The organism is Shewanella sp. AS1 (genome assembly GCF_021412565.1).
Lineage (GTDB): Bacteria > Pseudomonadota > Gammaproteobacteria > Enterobacterales > Shewanellaceae > Shewanella.
Map to the genome: position 1 here is coordinate 373,279 of NZ_JAKCLJ010000001.1, position 16,208 is coordinate 389,486.

General features: G+C 48.6%; 16 protein-coding genes and 1 tRNA gene. 9 read left to right on the plus strand and 8 right to left on the minus strand.

Annotated features, from left to right (window positions below):
• Positions 1–9 precede the first annotated feature (9 nt).
• The 3 genes from LZP69_RS01695 (at position 10) to LZP69_RS01705 (ending at position 3,125) form a co-directional block, all read left to right on the plus strand.
• Positions 10–915 carry an ABC transporter permease subunit gene (locus tag LZP69_RS01695; protein WP_234198933.1) on the plus strand — a complete coding sequence of 302 codons (906 nt, stop codon included), beginning with the start codon at positions 10–12 and terminating at the stop codon, positions 913–915.
• Positions 912–1,739: an ABC transporter permease subunit gene (locus LZP69_RS01700; protein WP_234198449.1), complete on the plus strand. Its 828-nt coding sequence runs from the start codon at positions 912–914 to the stop codon at positions 1,737–1,739. The genes LZP69_RS01695 and LZP69_RS01700 overlap by 4 nt, the downstream gene beginning before the upstream one ends.
• Positions 1,740–1,838: 99 nt before the next feature.
• Positions 1,839–3,125 (plus strand): NAD(P)/FAD-dependent oxidoreductase, encoded by a 1,287-nt coding sequence (locus LZP69_RS01705; protein ID WP_234198450.1) that lies wholly within the window; start codon positions 1,839–1,841, stop codon positions 3,123–3,125.
• 303 nt (positions 3,126–3,428) lie between these two features.
• Here LZP69_RS01705 and LZP69_RS01710 read toward each other — a convergent pair.
• From LZP69_RS01710 to rpsU, 5 genes are all read right to left on the minus strand, one after another.
• Positions 3,429–3,505: transfer RNA gene (locus LZP69_RS01710), tRNA-Ile, on the minus strand.
• Positions 3,506–3,711: 206 nt separating this feature from the next.
• Entirely contained in the window at positions 3,712–5,562 is a 1,851-nt protein-coding gene (gene rpoD, locus LZP69_RS01715) for an RNA polymerase sigma factor RpoD (RefSeq protein WP_234198451.1), read from the minus strand.
• A 128-nt stretch (positions 5,563–5,690) separates the two neighbouring features.
• Positions 5,691–7,418 (minus strand): DNA primase, encoded by a 1,728-nt coding sequence (gene dnaG, locus LZP69_RS01720; protein ID WP_234198452.1) that lies wholly within the window; start codon positions 7,416–7,418, stop codon positions 5,691–5,693.
• A gap of 97 nt (positions 7,419–7,515) precedes the next feature.
• On the minus strand, positions 7,516–7,959 hold the full coding sequence (locus LZP69_RS01725; RefSeq protein ID WP_234198453.1) for a GatB/YqeY domain-containing protein: 444 nt from the start codon (positions 7,957–7,959) through the stop codon (positions 7,516–7,518).
• A 6-nt stretch (positions 7,960–7,965) separates the two neighbouring features.
• The gene (gene rpsU / locus LZP69_RS01730; protein WP_006080725.1) at positions 7,966–8,181 is read right to left on the minus strand and encodes a 30S ribosomal protein S21; all 216 of its coding nucleotides are present in this window, start codon (positions 8,179–8,181) and stop codon (positions 7,966–7,968) included.
• A 287-nt stretch (positions 8,182–8,468) separates the two neighbouring features.
• On the opposite strand from rpsU, the gene tsaD reads away from it, so the two are divergent.
• Positions 8,469–9,482 (plus strand): tRNA (adenosine(37)-N6)-threonylcarbamoyltransferase complex transferase subunit TsaD, encoded by a 1,014-nt coding sequence (gene tsaD, locus LZP69_RS01735; RefSeq protein WP_234198454.1) that lies wholly within the window; start codon positions 8,469–8,471, stop codon positions 9,480–9,482.
• A 92-nt stretch (positions 9,483–9,574) separates the two neighbouring features.
• Here the strand turns inward: tsaD and plsY are convergent, their stop codons facing one another.
• Positions 9,575–10,174 (minus strand): glycerol-3-phosphate 1-O-acyltransferase PlsY, encoded by a 600-nt coding sequence (gene plsY, locus LZP69_RS01740; protein WP_234198455.1) that lies wholly within the window; start codon positions 10,172–10,174, stop codon positions 9,575–9,577.
• Between the two features lie 268 nt (positions 10,175–10,442).
• Between plsY and folB the strand changes: the two genes are divergently transcribed.
• From folB to LZP69_RS01765, 5 genes are all read left to right on the plus strand, one after another.
• The gene (folB, locus tag LZP69_RS01745) at positions 10,443–10,796 is read left to right on the plus strand and encodes a dihydroneopterin aldolase (RefSeq protein ID WP_234198456.1); all 354 of its coding nucleotides are present in this window, start codon (positions 10,443–10,445) and stop codon (positions 10,794–10,796) included.
• Positions 10,797–10,800: 4 nt separating this feature from the next.
• Positions 10,801–11,292: a 2-amino-4-hydroxy-6-hydroxymethyldihydropteridine diphosphokinase gene (folK, locus tag LZP69_RS01750; protein ID WP_234198457.1), complete on the plus strand. Its 492-nt coding sequence runs from the start codon at positions 10,801–10,803 to the stop codon at positions 11,290–11,292.
• Positions 11,293–11,313: 21 nt separating this feature from the next.
• Complete coding sequence (locus LZP69_RS01755) at positions 11,314–12,114, plus strand: undecaprenyl-diphosphate phosphatase (protein WP_234198458.1); 801 nt, start codon at positions 11,314–11,316, stop codon at positions 12,112–12,114.
• A gap of 34 nt (positions 12,115–12,148) precedes the next feature.
• The gene (locus LZP69_RS01760) at positions 12,149–12,991 is read left to right on the plus strand and encodes a methyltransferase domain-containing protein (protein WP_234198459.1); all 843 of its coding nucleotides are present in this window, start codon (positions 12,149–12,151) and stop codon (positions 12,989–12,991) included.
• Between the two features lie 98 nt (positions 12,992–13,089).
• Positions 13,090–14,031, plus strand: coding sequence for a L,D-transpeptidase family protein (locus tag LZP69_RS01765; RefSeq protein WP_234198460.1), 942 nt, complete (start codon positions 13,090–13,092; stop codon positions 14,029–14,031).
• 294 nt (positions 14,032–14,325) lie between these two features.
• Here the strand turns inward: LZP69_RS01765 and LZP69_RS01770 are convergent, their stop codons facing one another.
• Both LZP69_RS01770 and LZP69_RS01775 read right to left on the minus strand, forming a co-directional pair.
• Complete coding sequence (locus LZP69_RS01770; RefSeq protein WP_234198461.1) at positions 14,326–14,592, minus strand: Lpp/OprI family alanine-zipper lipoprotein; 267 nt, start codon at positions 14,590–14,592, stop codon at positions 14,326–14,328.
• Positions 14,593–14,816: 224 nt separating this feature from the next.
• A complete protein-coding gene (locus LZP69_RS01775) occupies positions 14,817–16,040 on the minus strand; it encodes a multifunctional CCA addition/repair protein (protein ID WP_234198462.1) in 1,224 nt (407 codons plus the stop codon).
• Between the last annotated feature and the right edge of the window lie 168 nt (positions 16,041–16,208).

Sequence of the window (16,208 nt, forward strand, 5' to 3'; positions counted from 1 at the left end):
GTTGGCATGATGAAAAATCTGCTGAAAATGCGACTGCCTAAGGGGCAGTGCTGGACAATTGGGGTACCTTATCTTTGGCTCTTGATGTTCTTTGCGTTGCCTTTTGCCATCGTATTAAAGATCAGTTTGTCCTCACCGGCGATAGCCATTCCCCCTTACGATGCTTTGTTTCAATATGCTGATGAAACTTTGCAGATCATATTGAATCTGGGGAATTATCTACTGGTGTTTGATGATCATCTTTATTTGAATGCCTATCTGGGTTCACTGAAGATGGCCTGTATCACGACTATGGGTTGTTTGCTGATTGGCTATCCCATGGCCTATGCCATCGCCAGAGCGCCTAAACAGCATCAAACCGTGTTGATTCTGCTGGTGATGTTGCCCTCCTGGACCTCATTTCTTATTCGGGTTTATGCCTGGATGGGGATCTTAAGCAATAATGGTGTGATCAATAACGTCTTGATGTGGTTAGGGGTGATCTCCGAGCCGATTCAGATGCTCAATACCAACTTTGCTGTGTATGTAGGCATTATTTATACCTATTTGCCCTTTATGATCTTACCTCTGTACGCCAACTTATCTCAGCTCGACGGCAGCTTGCTTGAGGCGGCGGCAGATCTTGGTTCCCGCAGCTTAAACACCTTTTGGAAAATTACCTTGCCTCTGTCTCGGGGCGGCGTGATCGCTGGCTCCATGTTGGTGTTTATTCCTGTGGTGGGTGAGTTTGTGATCCCTGAGCTGCTCGGCGGCCCTGACTCGCTCATGATAGGTAAGGTACTGTGGCAGGAGTTCTTCAATAACCGTGACTGGCCGGTGGCATCTTCCCTGGCGATAGTGATGTTAGCCTTGCTAATCATCCCCATAACACTCTTCCATCGTTATCAGTCCAGAAGTATGGAGAATAAAGCATGATTAAGGGATTAAGAAAACTCAGCTTCTCGACTGTGATGCTGTGGCTGGGGATGTTTTTCCTCTATGCCCCTATGTTTATCTTGGTTTTTTACTCTTTTAACGAGTCAAAACTAGTGACTGTCTGGGGCGGCTTCTCCGCTAAATGGTATGGCGAACTGTTCCGCGACGAACAGATCCTCGATGCGGTTTGGACCAGTTTGAAGGTGGCCTTCTTCGCCTCTTCCATGGCGGTGATCCTAGGCACTATGGCGGCCTTTGTGATGACACGTTTTGCCCGCTCTTGGGGCAAGCTGACGCTGTCGAATATGATCACGGCGCCGCTGGTAATGCCAGAGGTGATCACGGGTCTGTCGCTCCTGCTGCTGTTTGTGCACATGGCAGACTTGCTGGGTTGGCCTGCCGAGCGTGGCATGCTGACTGTGTGGATCGCGCACTCGACCTTCTGTTCGGCTTATGTGGCCGTTGTGGTGTCATCGCGTCTGCGAGAGCTGGATCTGTCGATAGAGGAGGCGGCACAGGATCTGGGTGCGACGCCACTCAAGACCTTCTTCTATATCACTGTGCCCATGATCTCACCGGCCTTGATCGCCGGTTGGTTACTCTCTTTCAGTCTGTCGTTGGATGACTTGGTGATCGCCAGCTTTACCTCGGGTCCGGGTGCAACCACCCTGCCTATGGTGGTGTTCTCATCGGTCAGACTCGGGGTGTCTCCAAAGATCAACGCATTAGCGACGCTGATCATCCTTATCGTATCTCTGATTGCCTTTATCTCCTGGTATATGGCAAGACGCGCCGATAAGCGAAGCCGCATGGTCAGCGAGTAACGCCCCTCTCTGCAAGGATTTGACCTCGGGCGAGCAGGGAGTTTCCTGCTCGCCAGGACAAAGCAAACAACAATCATTATAAGGATTTAGGTGGTTTTTATGCATTGCACTCCTCACGCAAATTCCTATTATGCCGCGTCGGCAAACAATAAGCAGTTACGTGCCAAGCTAGCCGATAATATCGAAACCGATGTGTGCATTATCGGCGCAGGTTATACAGGTCTGTCATCGGCTATCCATCTGCTCGAACTGGGATTTAAGGTAACAGTACTGGAAGCTGCGCGGGTGGGATTTGGCGCTTCGGGTCGCAATGGCGGCCAGATAGTCAACAGCTTCAGCCGTGACATAGACACCATAGAGAAAACCGTTGGCGTGGAGCAGGGCAAACTGTTTGGCGAGATGGCGTTTCAGGGCGGTCGCATCCTTAAGCAGTTGGTTGCTAAATACAATATTCAATGCGATCTCAAAGATGGCGGTGTGTTTGCTGCGCTAAACAGTAAGCAGATGGGGCACTTAGAAGCGCAAAAAGCCCTATGGGAAAAGCACGGCCATCTGGGGCATCTTGAGATGCTAGACAGCAAAGGAATTCGCTCTGTCGTCGATTCAGAGCGTTATGTAGGCGGTTTGCTGGATAAAAGCGGTGGCCATATCCATCCACTGAATCTGGCGCTGGGTGAGGCCGATGCGGTTGAATCTTTAGGTGGGCAAATTTTCGAAGATTCGGCCGTGATTAAAGTAGAGCAGGGTGAGAATCCTGTGATCCACACGGCCGAAGGCTCGGTAAAATCTAAGTTTGTGATAGTGGCCGGTAACGCCTACCTTAAAGGCCTGCTACCTGAGCTACAGGCGAAATCTATGCCCTGTGGCACCCAAGTGATCACAACCGAGCCTTTAGGTGACGAGCTGGCGCATCAGTTGCTGCCTCAGGACTACTGTGTTGAAGATTGTAACTATCTGCTGGATTATTTCCGTTTGTCGGGGGACAAGCGTCTTATCTATGGTGGTGGTGTGGTTTATGGCGCGCGGGATCCCGCCGATATTGAGGCCATTATTCGCCCCAAAATGCTGCAGACTTTTCCTCAGCTTAAAGATGTTAAAATTGACTTTACTTGGACGGGTAACTTCCTGCTGACCCTGTCGCGTCTGCCTCAGGTGGGTCGTATCGGCAAGAATATCTACTATTCACAAGGCTGTAGCGGTCATGGGGTCACTTATACCCATCTGGCGGGACAGATCCTTGCTGAAACCATCAATGGTCAGGCAAAACGTTTCGATGCCTTTGCCAGCCTGCCTCACTATCCTTTCCCAGGTGGCCACCTGCTGCAGGTACCTTTCTCCGCCATCGGCGCCTGGTACTACAGCATGCGGGATAAGTTGGGGATTTAATAGCTAACAGCTTACTTATTTTGAAGCCCGCATTAGCGGGCTTTTTCATTTAAAGGTCTGAAATTGGTATGTTAATGAGGATAAAGCTCGTCTTGTGAAGTGCTGGCGAGGTGCCATTTGTATTTGCTTGAAAAGCAGTTGACTCAATTTTGCACGCGTTTGCATCAAGAAGTGCGATATATGTGCGATATATGTGCGATATATGTGCGATGGAACCTAAGTTCATGGCGTTTGCTACGGGTGTTTACTGAATTCAAGGCACAAAAAAGCCCATTGAATCAATGGGCTAGATTGTTTTTGATTTGGTGGCCCCTCACAGACTTGAACTGTGGACCTAACGATTATGAGTCGTGTGCTCTAACCAACTGAGCTAAGGGGCCGACTTAAGATAGTCGTCACTATCGAAAGCGCAAAAGAGTATACGAGGTTTGTTTGCGCTTGTCACCCCAGAAAACCACTCAATTCCTCAGTTTGGATTCAAGTGGTTATCTGTTAATCAATCCCTTGGTGTCAGGCTTTGATCATTGCGGCTTAACAAAAAGCCCAGCGGCTGCCGGGCTTTAATCTGGTCAATGTAGCGAGAGACTTATTCGTCGAGGAAGGACTTTAAGATCTCTGAGCGGGAAGGGTGACGCAGCTTACGCAATGCCTTGGCTTCTATCTGACGGATACGCTCACGAGTCACGTCAAACTGCTTACCAACTTCTTCCAGCGTGTGGTCGGTATTCATATCGATACCGAAACGCATCCGCAGCACCTTGGCTTCGCGGGCGGTGAGGCCGGCTAAGACTTCGTGAGTGGCGTTCTTCAAGCTTTCGCCTGTGGCGCTGTCCAATGGCAGTTCTAGGGTGGTGTCCTCGATAAAATCACCTAAATGGGAATCTTCATCATCGCCGATAGGGGTTTCCATCGAGATTGGCTCTTTGGCTATCTTAAGTACCTTGCGGATCTTGTCTTCCGGCATCAACATGCGCTCGGCCAGCTCTTCGGGTGAAGGCTCGCGCCCCATCTCTTGCAGCATTTGTCGAGAAATACGGTTGAGTTTGTTGATGGTTTCGATCATGTGTACCGGGATACGAATAGTTCGCGCCTGATCGGCAATCGAACGGGTGATCGCCTGACGGATCCACCAGGTCGCATAGGTCGAGAACTTGTAACCACGGCGGTATTCGAACTTGTCTACCGCCTTCATCAGGCCGATGTTACCCTCCTGAATGAGATCCAGGAACTGCAGACCACGGTTGGTGTACTTCTTGGCGATAGAGATAACCAGACGCAAGTTCGCCTCTACCATCTCTTTCTTAGCGCGGCGCGCCTTGGCTTCACCGATCGACATGCGGCGGTTGATATCTTTGATGGCTGCGATGGCTAGGCCTGTTTCGTTCTCTATGGCATCGAGTTTAGCGCGGCAACGCTGCACGTCGTCGGCAACCATCTCTAAACCTTCGGCATAAGGCTTCTTGGCGGCGATCTCTTCGTTAAACCAGGCGATGCTGCTTTCGTTGCTAGTATAAACCTTAACGAAATTTTTCTTCGGCATCTTGGCCTGTTCGACACACAGTTTCATGATGAGGCGCTCTTGAACACGCACCTTGTCCATCATTTCACGCATGTTTTTCACTAAGCGATCGAACTGCTTAGGGACTAAACGGAACTCTTTGAAGATTTCACCGATTTCGAACAGTGCTGCAGTCGCTTCTGGATGCTCACGGCCTTTGTCGGCAATGATCTTTAATGTGCGCTCGTGGGCGTCACGCAGCTGAGAGAAACGCTCACGCGCTTCTTCTGGATCGGGCCCTTTAGGTGAGTCGTCCTCACTGACGCTGTCATCATCGTCATCATCGTCATCATCATCGTCATCTTCATCGTCGAGATCTTCATCCGACAGTTCAGAGCCGATGTGGGTTGCGGTAGGTGCAACGTCTTCAGCGTTAGGATCAACAAATCCAGAGATAATGTCTGATAGTCTGACTTCTTCAGCTTCGTAGCGGTCGTATTGCTCCAGGATCATGGCGATCGCTTGAGGATATTCGGCTACTGAAGCTTGAACTGTGTTAATACCTTCTTCAATGCGCTTGGCGATTACGATTTCGCCTTCGCGGGTAAGAAGTTCAACTGTGCCCATCTCGCGCATATACATGCGCACTGGGTCAGTGGTACGTCCCAGTTCTGCTTCTACCGTCGCTAACGCGGCGGCGGCTTCTTCGGCAGCATCCTCATCGGTGCTGTCTTCAGACATCATGATCTCATCGGCATCCGGCGCCTGTTCGTAGACGCGAATACCCATGTCATTAATCATCTGGATAATATCTTCGATTTGGTCAGAATCGACCATATCTGCAGGTAAGTGGTCGTTCACTTCTGCATAGGTTAGATAACCTTGCTCTTTACCTTTGGCAAGCAACAGTTTCAGTTGCGACTGCGGAGTATGCTCCATAGATATCATCCAAGTTGGGTAACTGTTAAACGACGGGCAAACGAATGCCGCGCAAATCGTCAATTATAGCCGTGTGTAGTTTGCTGTGCTAGTCCAAGTCATTACTTATTGAGACAAATTTCTCGTTTTTAAGTTCGACTCTGCATCACAGCAATGAGCTTTTGAAGCTGCATTCTCTCTTCTTTAGTATGCTGCTGTTTTAAGCTCAGTTCCTGATAGCGTTGCTCAATATATTGGTTGTTCAACCATATCAGGGCTTTTTTGAACTCTTGCTGCAAATTCTCATCCGCCACTTGATGTTCCCATTGGGTCAGTTTCTTCAGGGTGTCTAATTTGTCATCACCTCTGAACTGTTCAAGTAGTTGTGCGCTGTTTATTTTGTCGGTTCGAGTTCTGTCTAATAAGAGGGCAAGCAGATCTATGCCTTCCATCTTGATATGTTTTAACGCTGGTTGCTCAGGTAGTTGATTGCCCAAGTGAGGATGTTGAACCAGCAGTGCGATGGCTAGTCGCAGTGGGGTTCCCCGTCCTTTAAGCGCTTTATTTTGTAAACTTTGACTAGGTTTTATCGCTTTAAATCCGAGTTTGCGTTTAAGCTCTTCGGCGCTGTTCATACCCAGTTTATAGGCCAGATTATCCAGTAATAAACTTTGTAAAACCGTATCTTGTACCTTTTCAATGAGCGCCATTGCCTGTTTGGCTAATGTCCCTTTATCGGCACCATGACGGTCAGCTAAAGTATCGAAAAGAAACTCGGGTAATAATTTGGCCTGAGTGATCAACTGTTCGAATGCCTCTTTGCCTACCTGTCTGACTAATGAGTCCGGATCTTCTCCCTGGGGAAGGAACATAAATTTCACCAGATCCCCAGGTTTTATCAAGGGCAGCGCCGTTTCGAGCGCGCGCCAGGCGGCTTCATATCCAGCCTTGTCACCGTCATAGCAGCAGATAACCTCTTTGGCACTACGTAATAATAGCTGGAATTGCTCTGCCGTGGTCGATGTGCCCAGAGAGGCGACCGCATAATCCACATCAAATTGCGCCAGGGCCACCACATCCATATAGCCTTCAACTATCAAGATCTGTTTGGGATCACGGTGGCGCTGTTTCAGCTCATATAAGCCATAGAGTTCATGACCCTTATGAAATATGGGCGTTTCAGGGGAATTCAAGTATTTGGGCGTGCCATCACCCAGCACTCGGCCGCCAAAGCCTATTACTCGGCCGCGTCTGTCCCGGATCGGGAACATGAGGCGATCGCGAAAACGGTCGTAGCGTTTGCCATTGTCGTTCTCAATCACCATACCAGCGGTGAGCAGTTTGTCCTGCGCGTCCTGACTCGGGCGATAACGTCCCAGTAAGCCATCCCAACCATCGGGGGCAAAACCGATATTAAAGTCTTGGATAACCTTGTCGGACAAGCCTCGACGTTCGAGGTAATCCAGCACTTTTTGCTTGTCCGTATGTTGGCGCAGCTGGCTCTGGTAGAAGCGACTCGCTTCTTCCATCAGTTGATAGAGATCCCGGCTTAAGCCTTCATCGCGGCGCTTACCTGTGCCTTGTTCTCTTGGTACTTCAAGACCGAGCTGGCCGGCTAACTCCTCTATGGCATCGACAAAATCGAGTCTGTCATATTCCATGACAAAGTCGATGGCGTTGCCATGGGCGCCACAGCCAAAACAGTGATAAAATTGCTTATCTCGACTGACAGTAAATGAAGGTGATTTTTCGCTGTGAAATGGACAGCAGGCAGAATGGTTTTTTCCCGCCTTCTTCAGGGGGACCTTAGCATCGATAAGATCGACTATATCGGTACGAGCTACAAGCTCATTGATAAAATCACGAGGTATCGCCATTGCTGTATAAATGCCGCCTTTTCGCGAAACAGAATAGAAATAATATAAACAAACAAGCCGCGCTAATGCACGGCTTATTCATACACTGAAGACTAACTTACTTGAGTTTTGCTTTAATCATAGCGCCAATTGCCGCCATGTCAGCTCTTCCCTGTACTTTAGGTTTCAATGCTCCCATTACTTTGCCCATATCCGCCATGGACGATGCACCTACCTGTTCGATAGTCGCATCAACTAGCGCATCAACCTCTTCTTGTGAAAGTGGCTGTGGCAGGAAAGTTTCAAGGACTTGAATCTCTTCTGCCTCTGCTTGGGCTAGTTCATCACGACCTGCCGCTTCATACTGAGCGATAGAGTCACGACGTTGCTTGACCATTTTGGTTAAGACAGCTATTGCTTGCTCGTCACTCAGTGTTTCGCGGGTATCCACTTCCAACTGTTTAACGGCAGCCAGCGCCATACGAATTGTACCTAAGCGCACCTTTTCTTTGGCACGCATAGCTTCCTTCATCTGCTCTTTTAGCTGATCAACTAGGCTCATAAGAGATTAGTATAAACGTACGCGACGTGCGTTTTCGCGAGAAAGCTTCTTAGCAAGACGCTTAACTGCAGCGGCTTTAGCGCGCTTACGTGCAGTTGTTGGCTTCTCGTAGAATTCACGAGCACGAACGTCAGCTAAGATACCAGCTTTTTCACAAGAGCGCTTGAAACGACGTAGTGCTACGTCGAATGGTTCATTTTCACGTACTTTAATAATTGGCATACGCCATCACCCCTTAGGTGTAGGTTGTATTGAGTTAATTACTTAACCCAAGTTAATTTAAAAATGGTGCGGAATTCTATACCGACAAAGGATCACTTGTAAACCCCCTTGTAACGATCTCCTTAGGATCTTTAAGGGCGGTGATAGCTTAAAGTTTAGCATTTTATCTGTCTGAATGCGTCCAGGGCTGATGTAGCCGAGAAAGTCGGCTCAAGGTTAACTCGATTGGTATAATTTAATTTGAACAGGTAAAATCGGCGCCACCTTCATTTTGAGTAGATATAAAGATGCGAGTTATAGGGATTGAAACCTCCTGTGATGAAACTGGTATTGCCGTTTATGACGACGAGCAAGGCTTGCTATCACATACACTTTACAGCCAGGTGAAACTCCATGCCGATTATGGTGGCGTGGTGCCTGAGCTTGCATCTCGAGATCATGTGCGCAAGATAGTGCCTCTGATTAAACAGGCGCTCAAGGACGCCAACTGTACTCAAAGTGAGATTGATGCCATCGCTTACACTAAAGGGCCAGGATTGGTTGGCGCTCTATTAGTAGGTGCCTGTGTCGGCCGCGCGCTGGCGTTTTCCTGGGGGATCCCCGCCGTGGGTGTTCACCATATGGAAGGGCACCTGCTGGCACCTATGCTAGAAGAAGATGTGCCTGAGTTCCCTTTCCTGGCACTGCTGGTCTCAGGCGGCCATTCCATGATGGTGGCGGTCGAAGGTATTGGCCGCTATGAGGTATTGGGAGAATCTGTGGATGATGCCGCCGGTGAAGCCTTCGATAAAACCGCTAAGTTGATGGGGCTGGATTATCCTGGTGGGCCTCGCCTGTCTAAGCTGGCGGCGAAAGGTGAGCCAAATTGCTATCGTTTCCCACGACCGATGACAGACAGACCCGGACTGGATTTTAGCTTCTCCGGGCTTAAAACCTTTGCGGCAAATACCATTGCCAGTGAAGGCGATGATGAGCAGACCCGCGCCAATATCGCCCGCGCCTTCGAAGAGGCCGTTGTCGATACCCTAGCCATTAAATGTAAGCGCGCCTTAAAGCAGACAGGTTATCAGCGTTTGGTGATTGCCGGTGGGGTGAGTGCCAACAGTCGTTTACGTGCATCCTTAGCCGAGATGATGCAAAGTTTGGGCGGCAAGGTCTATTATCCCAGAGGTGAGTTCTGCACCGACAACGGCGCCATGATCGCTTATGCGGGGATGCAGCGACTCAAGGCGGGGCAGGTTGAAGACTTGGCAGTAAAAGGGATGCCGCGCTGGCCACTGGACTCACTCGAGCCGGTTTAAGTCTTAAAGCAGGTTTAAGCTCCTAAGCTGGTTCAACCGCTCGAGCCGGCTCAAATACATGCGCCGGTTCAAATACCAGCGCCGATTAAAGCTTAGGGTTTCTTGCGGGAGACTTTCGATTCTTCGCCTCGAAGCAGCCGATGGATATTTTCCCTGTGGCGGATCACGATTAGCAAGGACAGCATGGCGACAGGGAGAGTAAATCTGTCGTCGAAATACCAGGTATAGAGAGGCGCAAGCATTGCCGTGATTATCGCTGCCAGTGACGAGTAGCGGCACATAAGCACTAAGATTATCCAGGTGGCGATTAATGAGAGCGACAGATCGGCACCTATGGGGGCCATGGCGCCAAATGCGGTAGCAACGCCTTTACCGCCTTTGAATTTGAAAAAAACAGGGAAGATATGGCCTAGGCAAGCGGCAATGGCGATGACGCCAAGGGCTACGGCATCCACACCTAAACGAAAGGCAACATAGGCGGGGATCGCCCCTTTTAACATATCGAACAGTAATACCATGGCTGCCACGCTGGCACCACCTATGCGTAGGACATTGGTCGCGCCGGGATTGCCAGAGCCCTGGCTTCTAGGATCCGGTAAGCCTCGCAAACGACACACTAACACAGCGCTGGAAATTGATCCGGCCAGATAGGCGATGGTGATCATTGCTAGCGTCAGCAGCGATAAGCTCAAATTGGTTTCCTTATCCTTGTTAAGGTATTATCCCGACCAGGTAATAGGGCCAAAGATAACCAGATGTTTTATGCTCAGCAGAGTTGAGCGAGTCACAGTGCAACGGCACAGAGTTATCCATTTTCCGTACGTGTTTACAGGGCTTATCCTACTTGGGTTTTGGCCCGTACGAAAGGGTTTCGCTGCAAATCTTGTTATTTTTGCGATTATAGCAAGCAAGCGGCCGTTAGCTTATTAGACCACATTTACTTGCCTGTCAGGAGGCATTATGGACAAGGTGCTTATTTCGCAGTTAAAAGTTGAAACTGTGATCGGGATTTATGAGTGGGAGAAACAGATCCATCAAACCCTATTGATCGATCTTGAGATGGCTTGGGATAATCGCCCAGCAGGAGAGAGCGATGACTATGAGCATGCACTCTGCTATGAGACAGTGTCCAATCGTATCACGGCACTGGTCACCGAGAAGCCCATTGCATTAATCGAAACAGTGGCCAAACTCTGTGCCGATTGTGTACTGAATGAATTTAATGTGCCCTGGGTAAAAGTCAGAGTGATGAAACCCGGCGCCGTGCCCGCCGCCCAAGCGGTTGGTGTAGAGATAGAAAGAGGTCATCCATAAATTTATGGCGCGTATTTTTATTAGTATTGGTAGTAACATAGACGCCCCCCATTACTTTAATTCGGCCTTAAAAGCGTTAAGGCAGCATCTTTCAAACTTATCCCTCTCGTCGGTATTTGAAAGCGAAGCAGTAGGATTTAACGGCAGTAATTTTTTGAATATGGTGGTGGCCGCCGATACCGAGCTGGCCATTGGCGAGCTTATCTCACTGTTTAAAGGGATTGAACGGGAGAATGGCCGCCAGGAGGGCGCGAAAAAGTTCAGCCCGCGAACCTTAGATCTCGACCTGTTACTGTATGACGACTGCGTTACTTGTGATCCCATTGAGCTGCCAAGAGCCGAGATCACCACTAACGCATTTGTATTATGGCCATTGGCCGAAGTCGCTCCTGAGCGGGTGCACCCAGTCGTGCAGGAGAGTTATCAAACTCTCTGGGAAAATTATGATAAGTCGCAGCAAAAATTATGGCCTATCGAATTTAATTGGACTTTCTAGCAAGATTGTTAAAGGAATTACATGGATACTTTTCAGGTCATAGTACTGGCTTTAATTCAAGGGCTTACCGAGTTTTTACCTATCTCCAGCTCGGCGCATCTAATCCTGCCGGGACAACTCTTAGGCTGGCAGGATCAAGGGCTGACCTTCGATGTGGCGGTCAATACTGGTAGCCTGCTGGCGGTGGTGATCTATTTTCGCCATGAACTCTGGTCTATGTTTACCGCCTGGACGGCTAGTCTGGTGAGCCGTGAGCAGACTCAGGAGAGTAAACTGGCCTGGTGGATCATTCTGGCCACTATTCCTGCTGTGGTGGTGGGGTTTACGGCCAAGGGTTTTATCGAAACCCATTTTCGTAATATCGAAGTGATCGCTTTTACCACCATAGTATTTGGTTTACTGCTCTGGTGGGCCGACAGGTTAAATCGGATCGGGTTGAATGAGTTTCAGGTTGGCTGGAAGAAGGCGCTTATCATAGGTGTGGCGCAGGCGATGGCCTTGATCCCCGGCACCTCTCGTTCGGGTGCGACCATTACCGCGGCGCTGATGCTTGGGCTGAGCCGTGAAGCGGCGGCGCGTTTTTCATTTTTGATGTCGGTTCCCGTGAGTCTGGGGGCGGCTATTTTAGTGATCAAAGATCTCGCCGAAAGCGGTCTTAGCATAGACTTTAATGCATTGATTTTAGGTCTGTTGGTCTCCTTTATATCGGCTTACCTGTGTATTCATTACTTTTTGAAGATCATCAGCCGCATGGGGATGACACCTTTTGTTATCTACCGTCTGGCCCTAGGCTTAGTGCTGTGTGTGATTATTTTTGCCTAAGCCAGTTTACGGTAAACAGAGTGGAAGTTTAGCCATGAAAAGCCATTATTTATGTCCTAAGTGTCACTCGCCCATGTCGGTCCATCAGGAATCACAAGGCCTGTACTGCGCCAACAAGCATCATCTGGACAAGAGTCCAAACGGCTACTGGGTATTTAGTCAGGCCAAAAAGCCGCAGCTCGATTCGCGTCAGTTAATGCGTGCCAAACGCTTCCTGCTGGAATCGGGTATCTTCGCGCCCTTGACTCAGGCTCTTAGCAATACCGTGACACCTTTGCTAATTGAGTTATCCGAGTCAGCTGCGGCATCGATTAAACATTTGGACTTTGACTGCGGCGATGGATTTTTTCTGCGCGCCTTAGCCCCGACTCTTAAACAGGCATCAGAGGACTCGACACAAACCGGTGTTGCCGAGGCTGAAAATGCCCTGTTCTCGGCGGCAAAAGTCTATCCTGATGCGACCTATATTCTCAGTCAGCTGAAGCAACTCCCTTTCGCCGATGAGAGTTTCGACTTAGTGACCCTGATAGATAAGCCCTTAAAGGGTAAAGAGTTGCTCAGGGTATTAAAGCCTGGAGGCCTATTGGTGCAAGTATCGGCCGCGCCGCGTCATCAGTGGCAGATAAAAACCTTTGTCTATGGCGAGATGAGTGAAAAGGAAGGGGATTTATCCTTACCTAAACAGCAAAAATTGCTCTCGCGTCAGCGTATCAGCTTCGAGCTGGATGTGACTTCGGAGCAGGCGTTGACGCTGGCCGAAATGTCACCCTTTGCCTGGCGAGTCACAGATAAGGTTAGGCGGCAGATGTTAACTGGCGATTTTCATCGTTTAGAGTGTGATTTTTATCTGACCGTTAGTGTTAAACAGGCGATATAGCCATTTGGGGCCCTTGATTGCTCACTGGACTAGAAATGAGAATCGTCTCGGGTTACTCTTCCTGTTATTGAGAGTGTCGATATTGGAAATGTTTGTTGATGATGCGTAAATTGCTGTTGTTCATCTTATGTCTTTACCCTAGCGTATTGCTGGCGAATGTCTATTCGCTGCCCAGCAATGGCGGGCGTTTGATTGGTGAGTTGCAAACCCATGTGGTGAAGAAAGGGGACTACTTTAAAACCATTGCCGATCAATACAATATTGGCATCATAGAGTTGATGGAGAGCAATCCCGGCGTCGATCCCTTCTTACCTAAACCCGGCAGTAAGCTGGTGATCCCGACTCAAATGTTATTACCCGATGCGCCTCGCAAAGGGATAGTGATCAACCTGCCTGAGCTAAGACTCTACTATTACCCAGATAATGGCCGCGAAGTCCACGTATTTCCTGTTGGGATAGGTCGTATTGGCCGCGAGACACCTGAGATGGTGACTAAGATTAAGGCCAGGATCCCTAATCCGAGCTGGACACCACCTGCAAGCTTACGTGAAGAATATTTACTGGAGAAAGGTGAGGAGCTGCCAAGGGTCGTACCGGCAGGGCCAGATAATCCACTGGGCAAATATGCGATGCAACTTGCCTTTGGTGACGGGAGTTACCTTATCCATGGTACTAACAAAGATTTCGGCATTGGTATGCGTGTTAGTGCGGGTTGTATTCGTTTAAATCCCGATGACATCGAGTGGCTGTTTCATCAGGCAAAATATGGCGATAGCGTTCAGGTGATCAATCAGACGGTAAAGACCTCCTCCGAGCCTGACGGCAGAAAGATCATTGAGGTGCATTCACCTTTGTCCGAATCGGAAGAGGCTCCACGAACAAAAGTGATCAGCCTAAATCAGCAGATGGTGAAGTTTATCAGTCAAAGCGGTGTTGACAGCCATAAGGCTAACGATGCTTTACTAAACCAGAATGGTATCCCCATGGTGATTAATCACGATAACTACGGCGGCGAATATACGGTGAGTAATAACGAATAGCTTGATTTTATTTAGGCGCTCAGTCCTAGTTAAGTCAGATACAGATTATAAGCGTCCTCTAAGGGCGCTTTTTTTAGAGCGTTTTTATATTTAGAGCGTTTTTATATTAGAGTTTTTTTAAATTAGTGCGCTTTTTTATCTCTTATTTTGGGGGCGGATAAGTTAGCAGGGCAGATTTTGAGGGGAGAAATAGAAAGGCTTGGTTTGGTGAGTGGGCATAATGCAGACCCCAAAACCACCATTAACCAAGCCTTTGGTATTAACTTATTGCGTTACAAGTTAACTGATAAAAACTTACTTCTTGTAAGTAGTCGCAATGTTGTCGATACGGTCGTTAGCACGCTTAGCTTCTGCTTGTGCGTCCATCGCAGCCGCTTTAGCATCTTTAACGTCTGCAGCTAGTGCACTTTGCTCAGATTTCAGTGAGCTTACTTCGGCAGATAGCTGATCAACTTTGTTACCTAGGTTTGCAACGCTTTCTTCCATTGCTGTATTGTTTGCACAACCACCAAGAAGGGCCGTCATTGCTAAACCAGCCATCATCAATACTTTTTTGTTCATTGGGCAATCCCTTTACATTTCAGTTGGGTTTAAAAGGAGCAGCTGAGAACAGCTGCAACGTGTTGATTATGTCATAGCTATATTATTTTACTATGAATTTTCACAGTTGAGTCTTTATACAATATCTTAAGAATTGTTAAAAGCAAGTTTGGCGCTGCTATTTGGTTAATTTTTTGTCTTAAAAACACTAAATTTTCACAATTTACGATATTTTGTAGTGATTTTTAGTGTTGCGCCTTATATTCTGCTAATAATTCAACGCGTTGCTTAAACAGTTCTCCCTTGATTTCAGCCCCTTTAAATCCCGCCTCGACAATCCCTTTAACCGCCACATTTTGTGCCAACTGAAAGCACTGATTCAGGTAGTCAGCCTGAGGGTATTGGGATTGTTCAAACCCGACTCGGCCCTTCATATCGGCTTCGCAAGCCAGTAAGAGTTGCTGTAGCCTTTGGGGCTTGCGCCAAAAATCGGCTTTATCGAACAGCTTGATAATGGTCTGAGGTTTTAGTTCAAAGGCATTGTGTATGTTCTGGTGCTGGTCGCTGACCAGAAGGGCGAGATCCCGATACTCGTTGGGCACCCTGATGCGCTGACAGAGATCGCGAATAGGCGTCAATCCTTTTTGACCATGGCCGTGATGTTTAGGCAGCGCTTCTATCGGTGTAAGCGCTTTACCCAGATCGTGCACTAATGCGGCAAAGCGCACGGCCTTATCGCTGCTGAGGTTTGCCGCCTGTTCCAGCACCATTAAGGTGTGAATGCCGGTATCAATCTCAGGATGCCATTTCTCAGGTTGTGGCACACCAAACAGAGCATGGATTTCGGGAAAGAGGATCTCCAGGCTCTGAGTCTGTCTCAGCACCTCAAAAAATATCTGCGGCGAAGGGGTGGAGAGCGCTTTATCCAGTTCGGTAAAGACTCGCTCAGGTGTCAGCGCCTCTAGCTCGCCACTTTGGGCTATCTGCTGCATTAACGTCAGGGTTTCCGGTGCTATGGTAAAGCCCAAATGATGGAATCTGGCGGCAAATCTGGCGACTCTTAATACCCTAAGTGGATCTTCGACAAAGGCATCGGAGACATGGCGCAGGGTTTTAGATTGGAGATCATCAATGCCATGATAGGGATCGAAAAGCTGGCCCTGCTCATTCTGGGCTATGGCGTTGATGGTCAGATCCCGCCTTAATAAGTCTTCCTCAAGGGTAACATCCGGCGCGGCATAACAACTAAAGCCTTGATAACCTTTGGCCGTTTTACGTTCTGTGCGGGCAAGGGCGTATTCGTTACCGCTCTTGGGGTGTAAAAACACCGGAAAATCTTTACCAACCTGACGATAGCCCAACGCGAGCATCTGTTCGCTCGTCGCCCCGACGACCATATAGTCGCGATCTTTAATCGGGATATTCAATAACTGATCGCGCACCGCGCCGCCAACTAGATAGATCTTCAAAATGTCGGTTCCAATCTCTAAAAAAGCCTTCTGTGTGACAGTGTATCTTTGATTCGCTATCAGGTCGATAAGCTTAAATCTTAGCGTGATGACTGAGATTGAGGCCAATTATTTCCGGTGAAGTTTTGACAATGATTGCCTCAGGGATTAATTTGAAACTTCATTACT

Bases quoted from the DNA above. Each gene is read 5' to 3' on its own strand.
- rpoD (WP_234198451.1), bottom strand. From the start codon at position 5,562: ATGGAGCATACTCCGCAGTCGCAACTGAAACTGTTGCTTGCCAAAGGT.
- folK (WP_234198457.1), top strand. From the start codon at position 10,801: ATGGCGCGTATTTTTATTAGTATTGGTAGTAACATAGACGCCCCCCAT.
- LZP69_RS01760 (WP_234198459.1), top strand. From the start codon at position 12,149: ATGAAAAGCCATTATTTATGTCCTAAGTGTCACTCGCCCATGTCGGTC.
- rpsU (WP_006080725.1), bottom strand. From the start codon at position 8,181: ATGCCAATTATTAAAGTACGTGAAAATGAACCATTCGACGTAGCACTA.
- dnaG (WP_234198452.1), bottom strand. From the start codon at position 7,418: ATGGCGATACCTCGTGATTTTATCAATGAGCTTGTAGCTCGTACCGAT.
- LZP69_RS01770 (WP_234198461.1), bottom strand. From the start codon at position 14,592: ATGAACAAAAAAGTATTGATGATGGCTGGTTTAGCAATGACGGCCCTT.
- folB (WP_234198456.1), top strand. From the start codon at position 10,443: ATGGACAAGGTGCTTATTTCGCAGTTAAAAGTTGAAACTGTGATCGGG.
- LZP69_RS01695 (WP_234198933.1), top strand. From the start codon at position 10: ATGAAAAATCTGCTGAAAATGCGACTGCCTAAGGGGCAGTGCTGGACA.
- LZP69_RS01725 (WP_234198453.1), bottom strand. From the start codon at position 7,959: ATGAGCCTAGTTGATCAGCTAAAAGAGCAGATGAAGGAAGCTATGCGT.
- LZP69_RS01705 (WP_234198450.1), top strand. From the start codon at position 1,839: ATGCATTGCACTCCTCACGCAAATTCCTATTATGCCGCGTCGGCAAAC.
- LZP69_RS01755 (WP_234198458.1), top strand. From the start codon at position 11,314: ATGGATACTTTTCAGGTCATAGTACTGGCTTTAATTCAAGGGCTTACC.
- LZP69_RS01765 (WP_234198460.1), top strand. From the start codon at position 13,090: ATGATGCGTAAATTGCTGTTGTTCATCTTATGTCTTTACCCTAGCGTA.
- LZP69_RS01700 (WP_234198449.1), top strand. From the start codon at position 912: ATGATTAAGGGATTAAGAAAACTCAGCTTCTCGACTGTGATGCTGTGG.
- tsaD (WP_234198454.1), top strand. From the start codon at position 8,469: ATGCGAGTTATAGGGATTGAAACCTCCTGTGATGAAACTGGTATTGCC.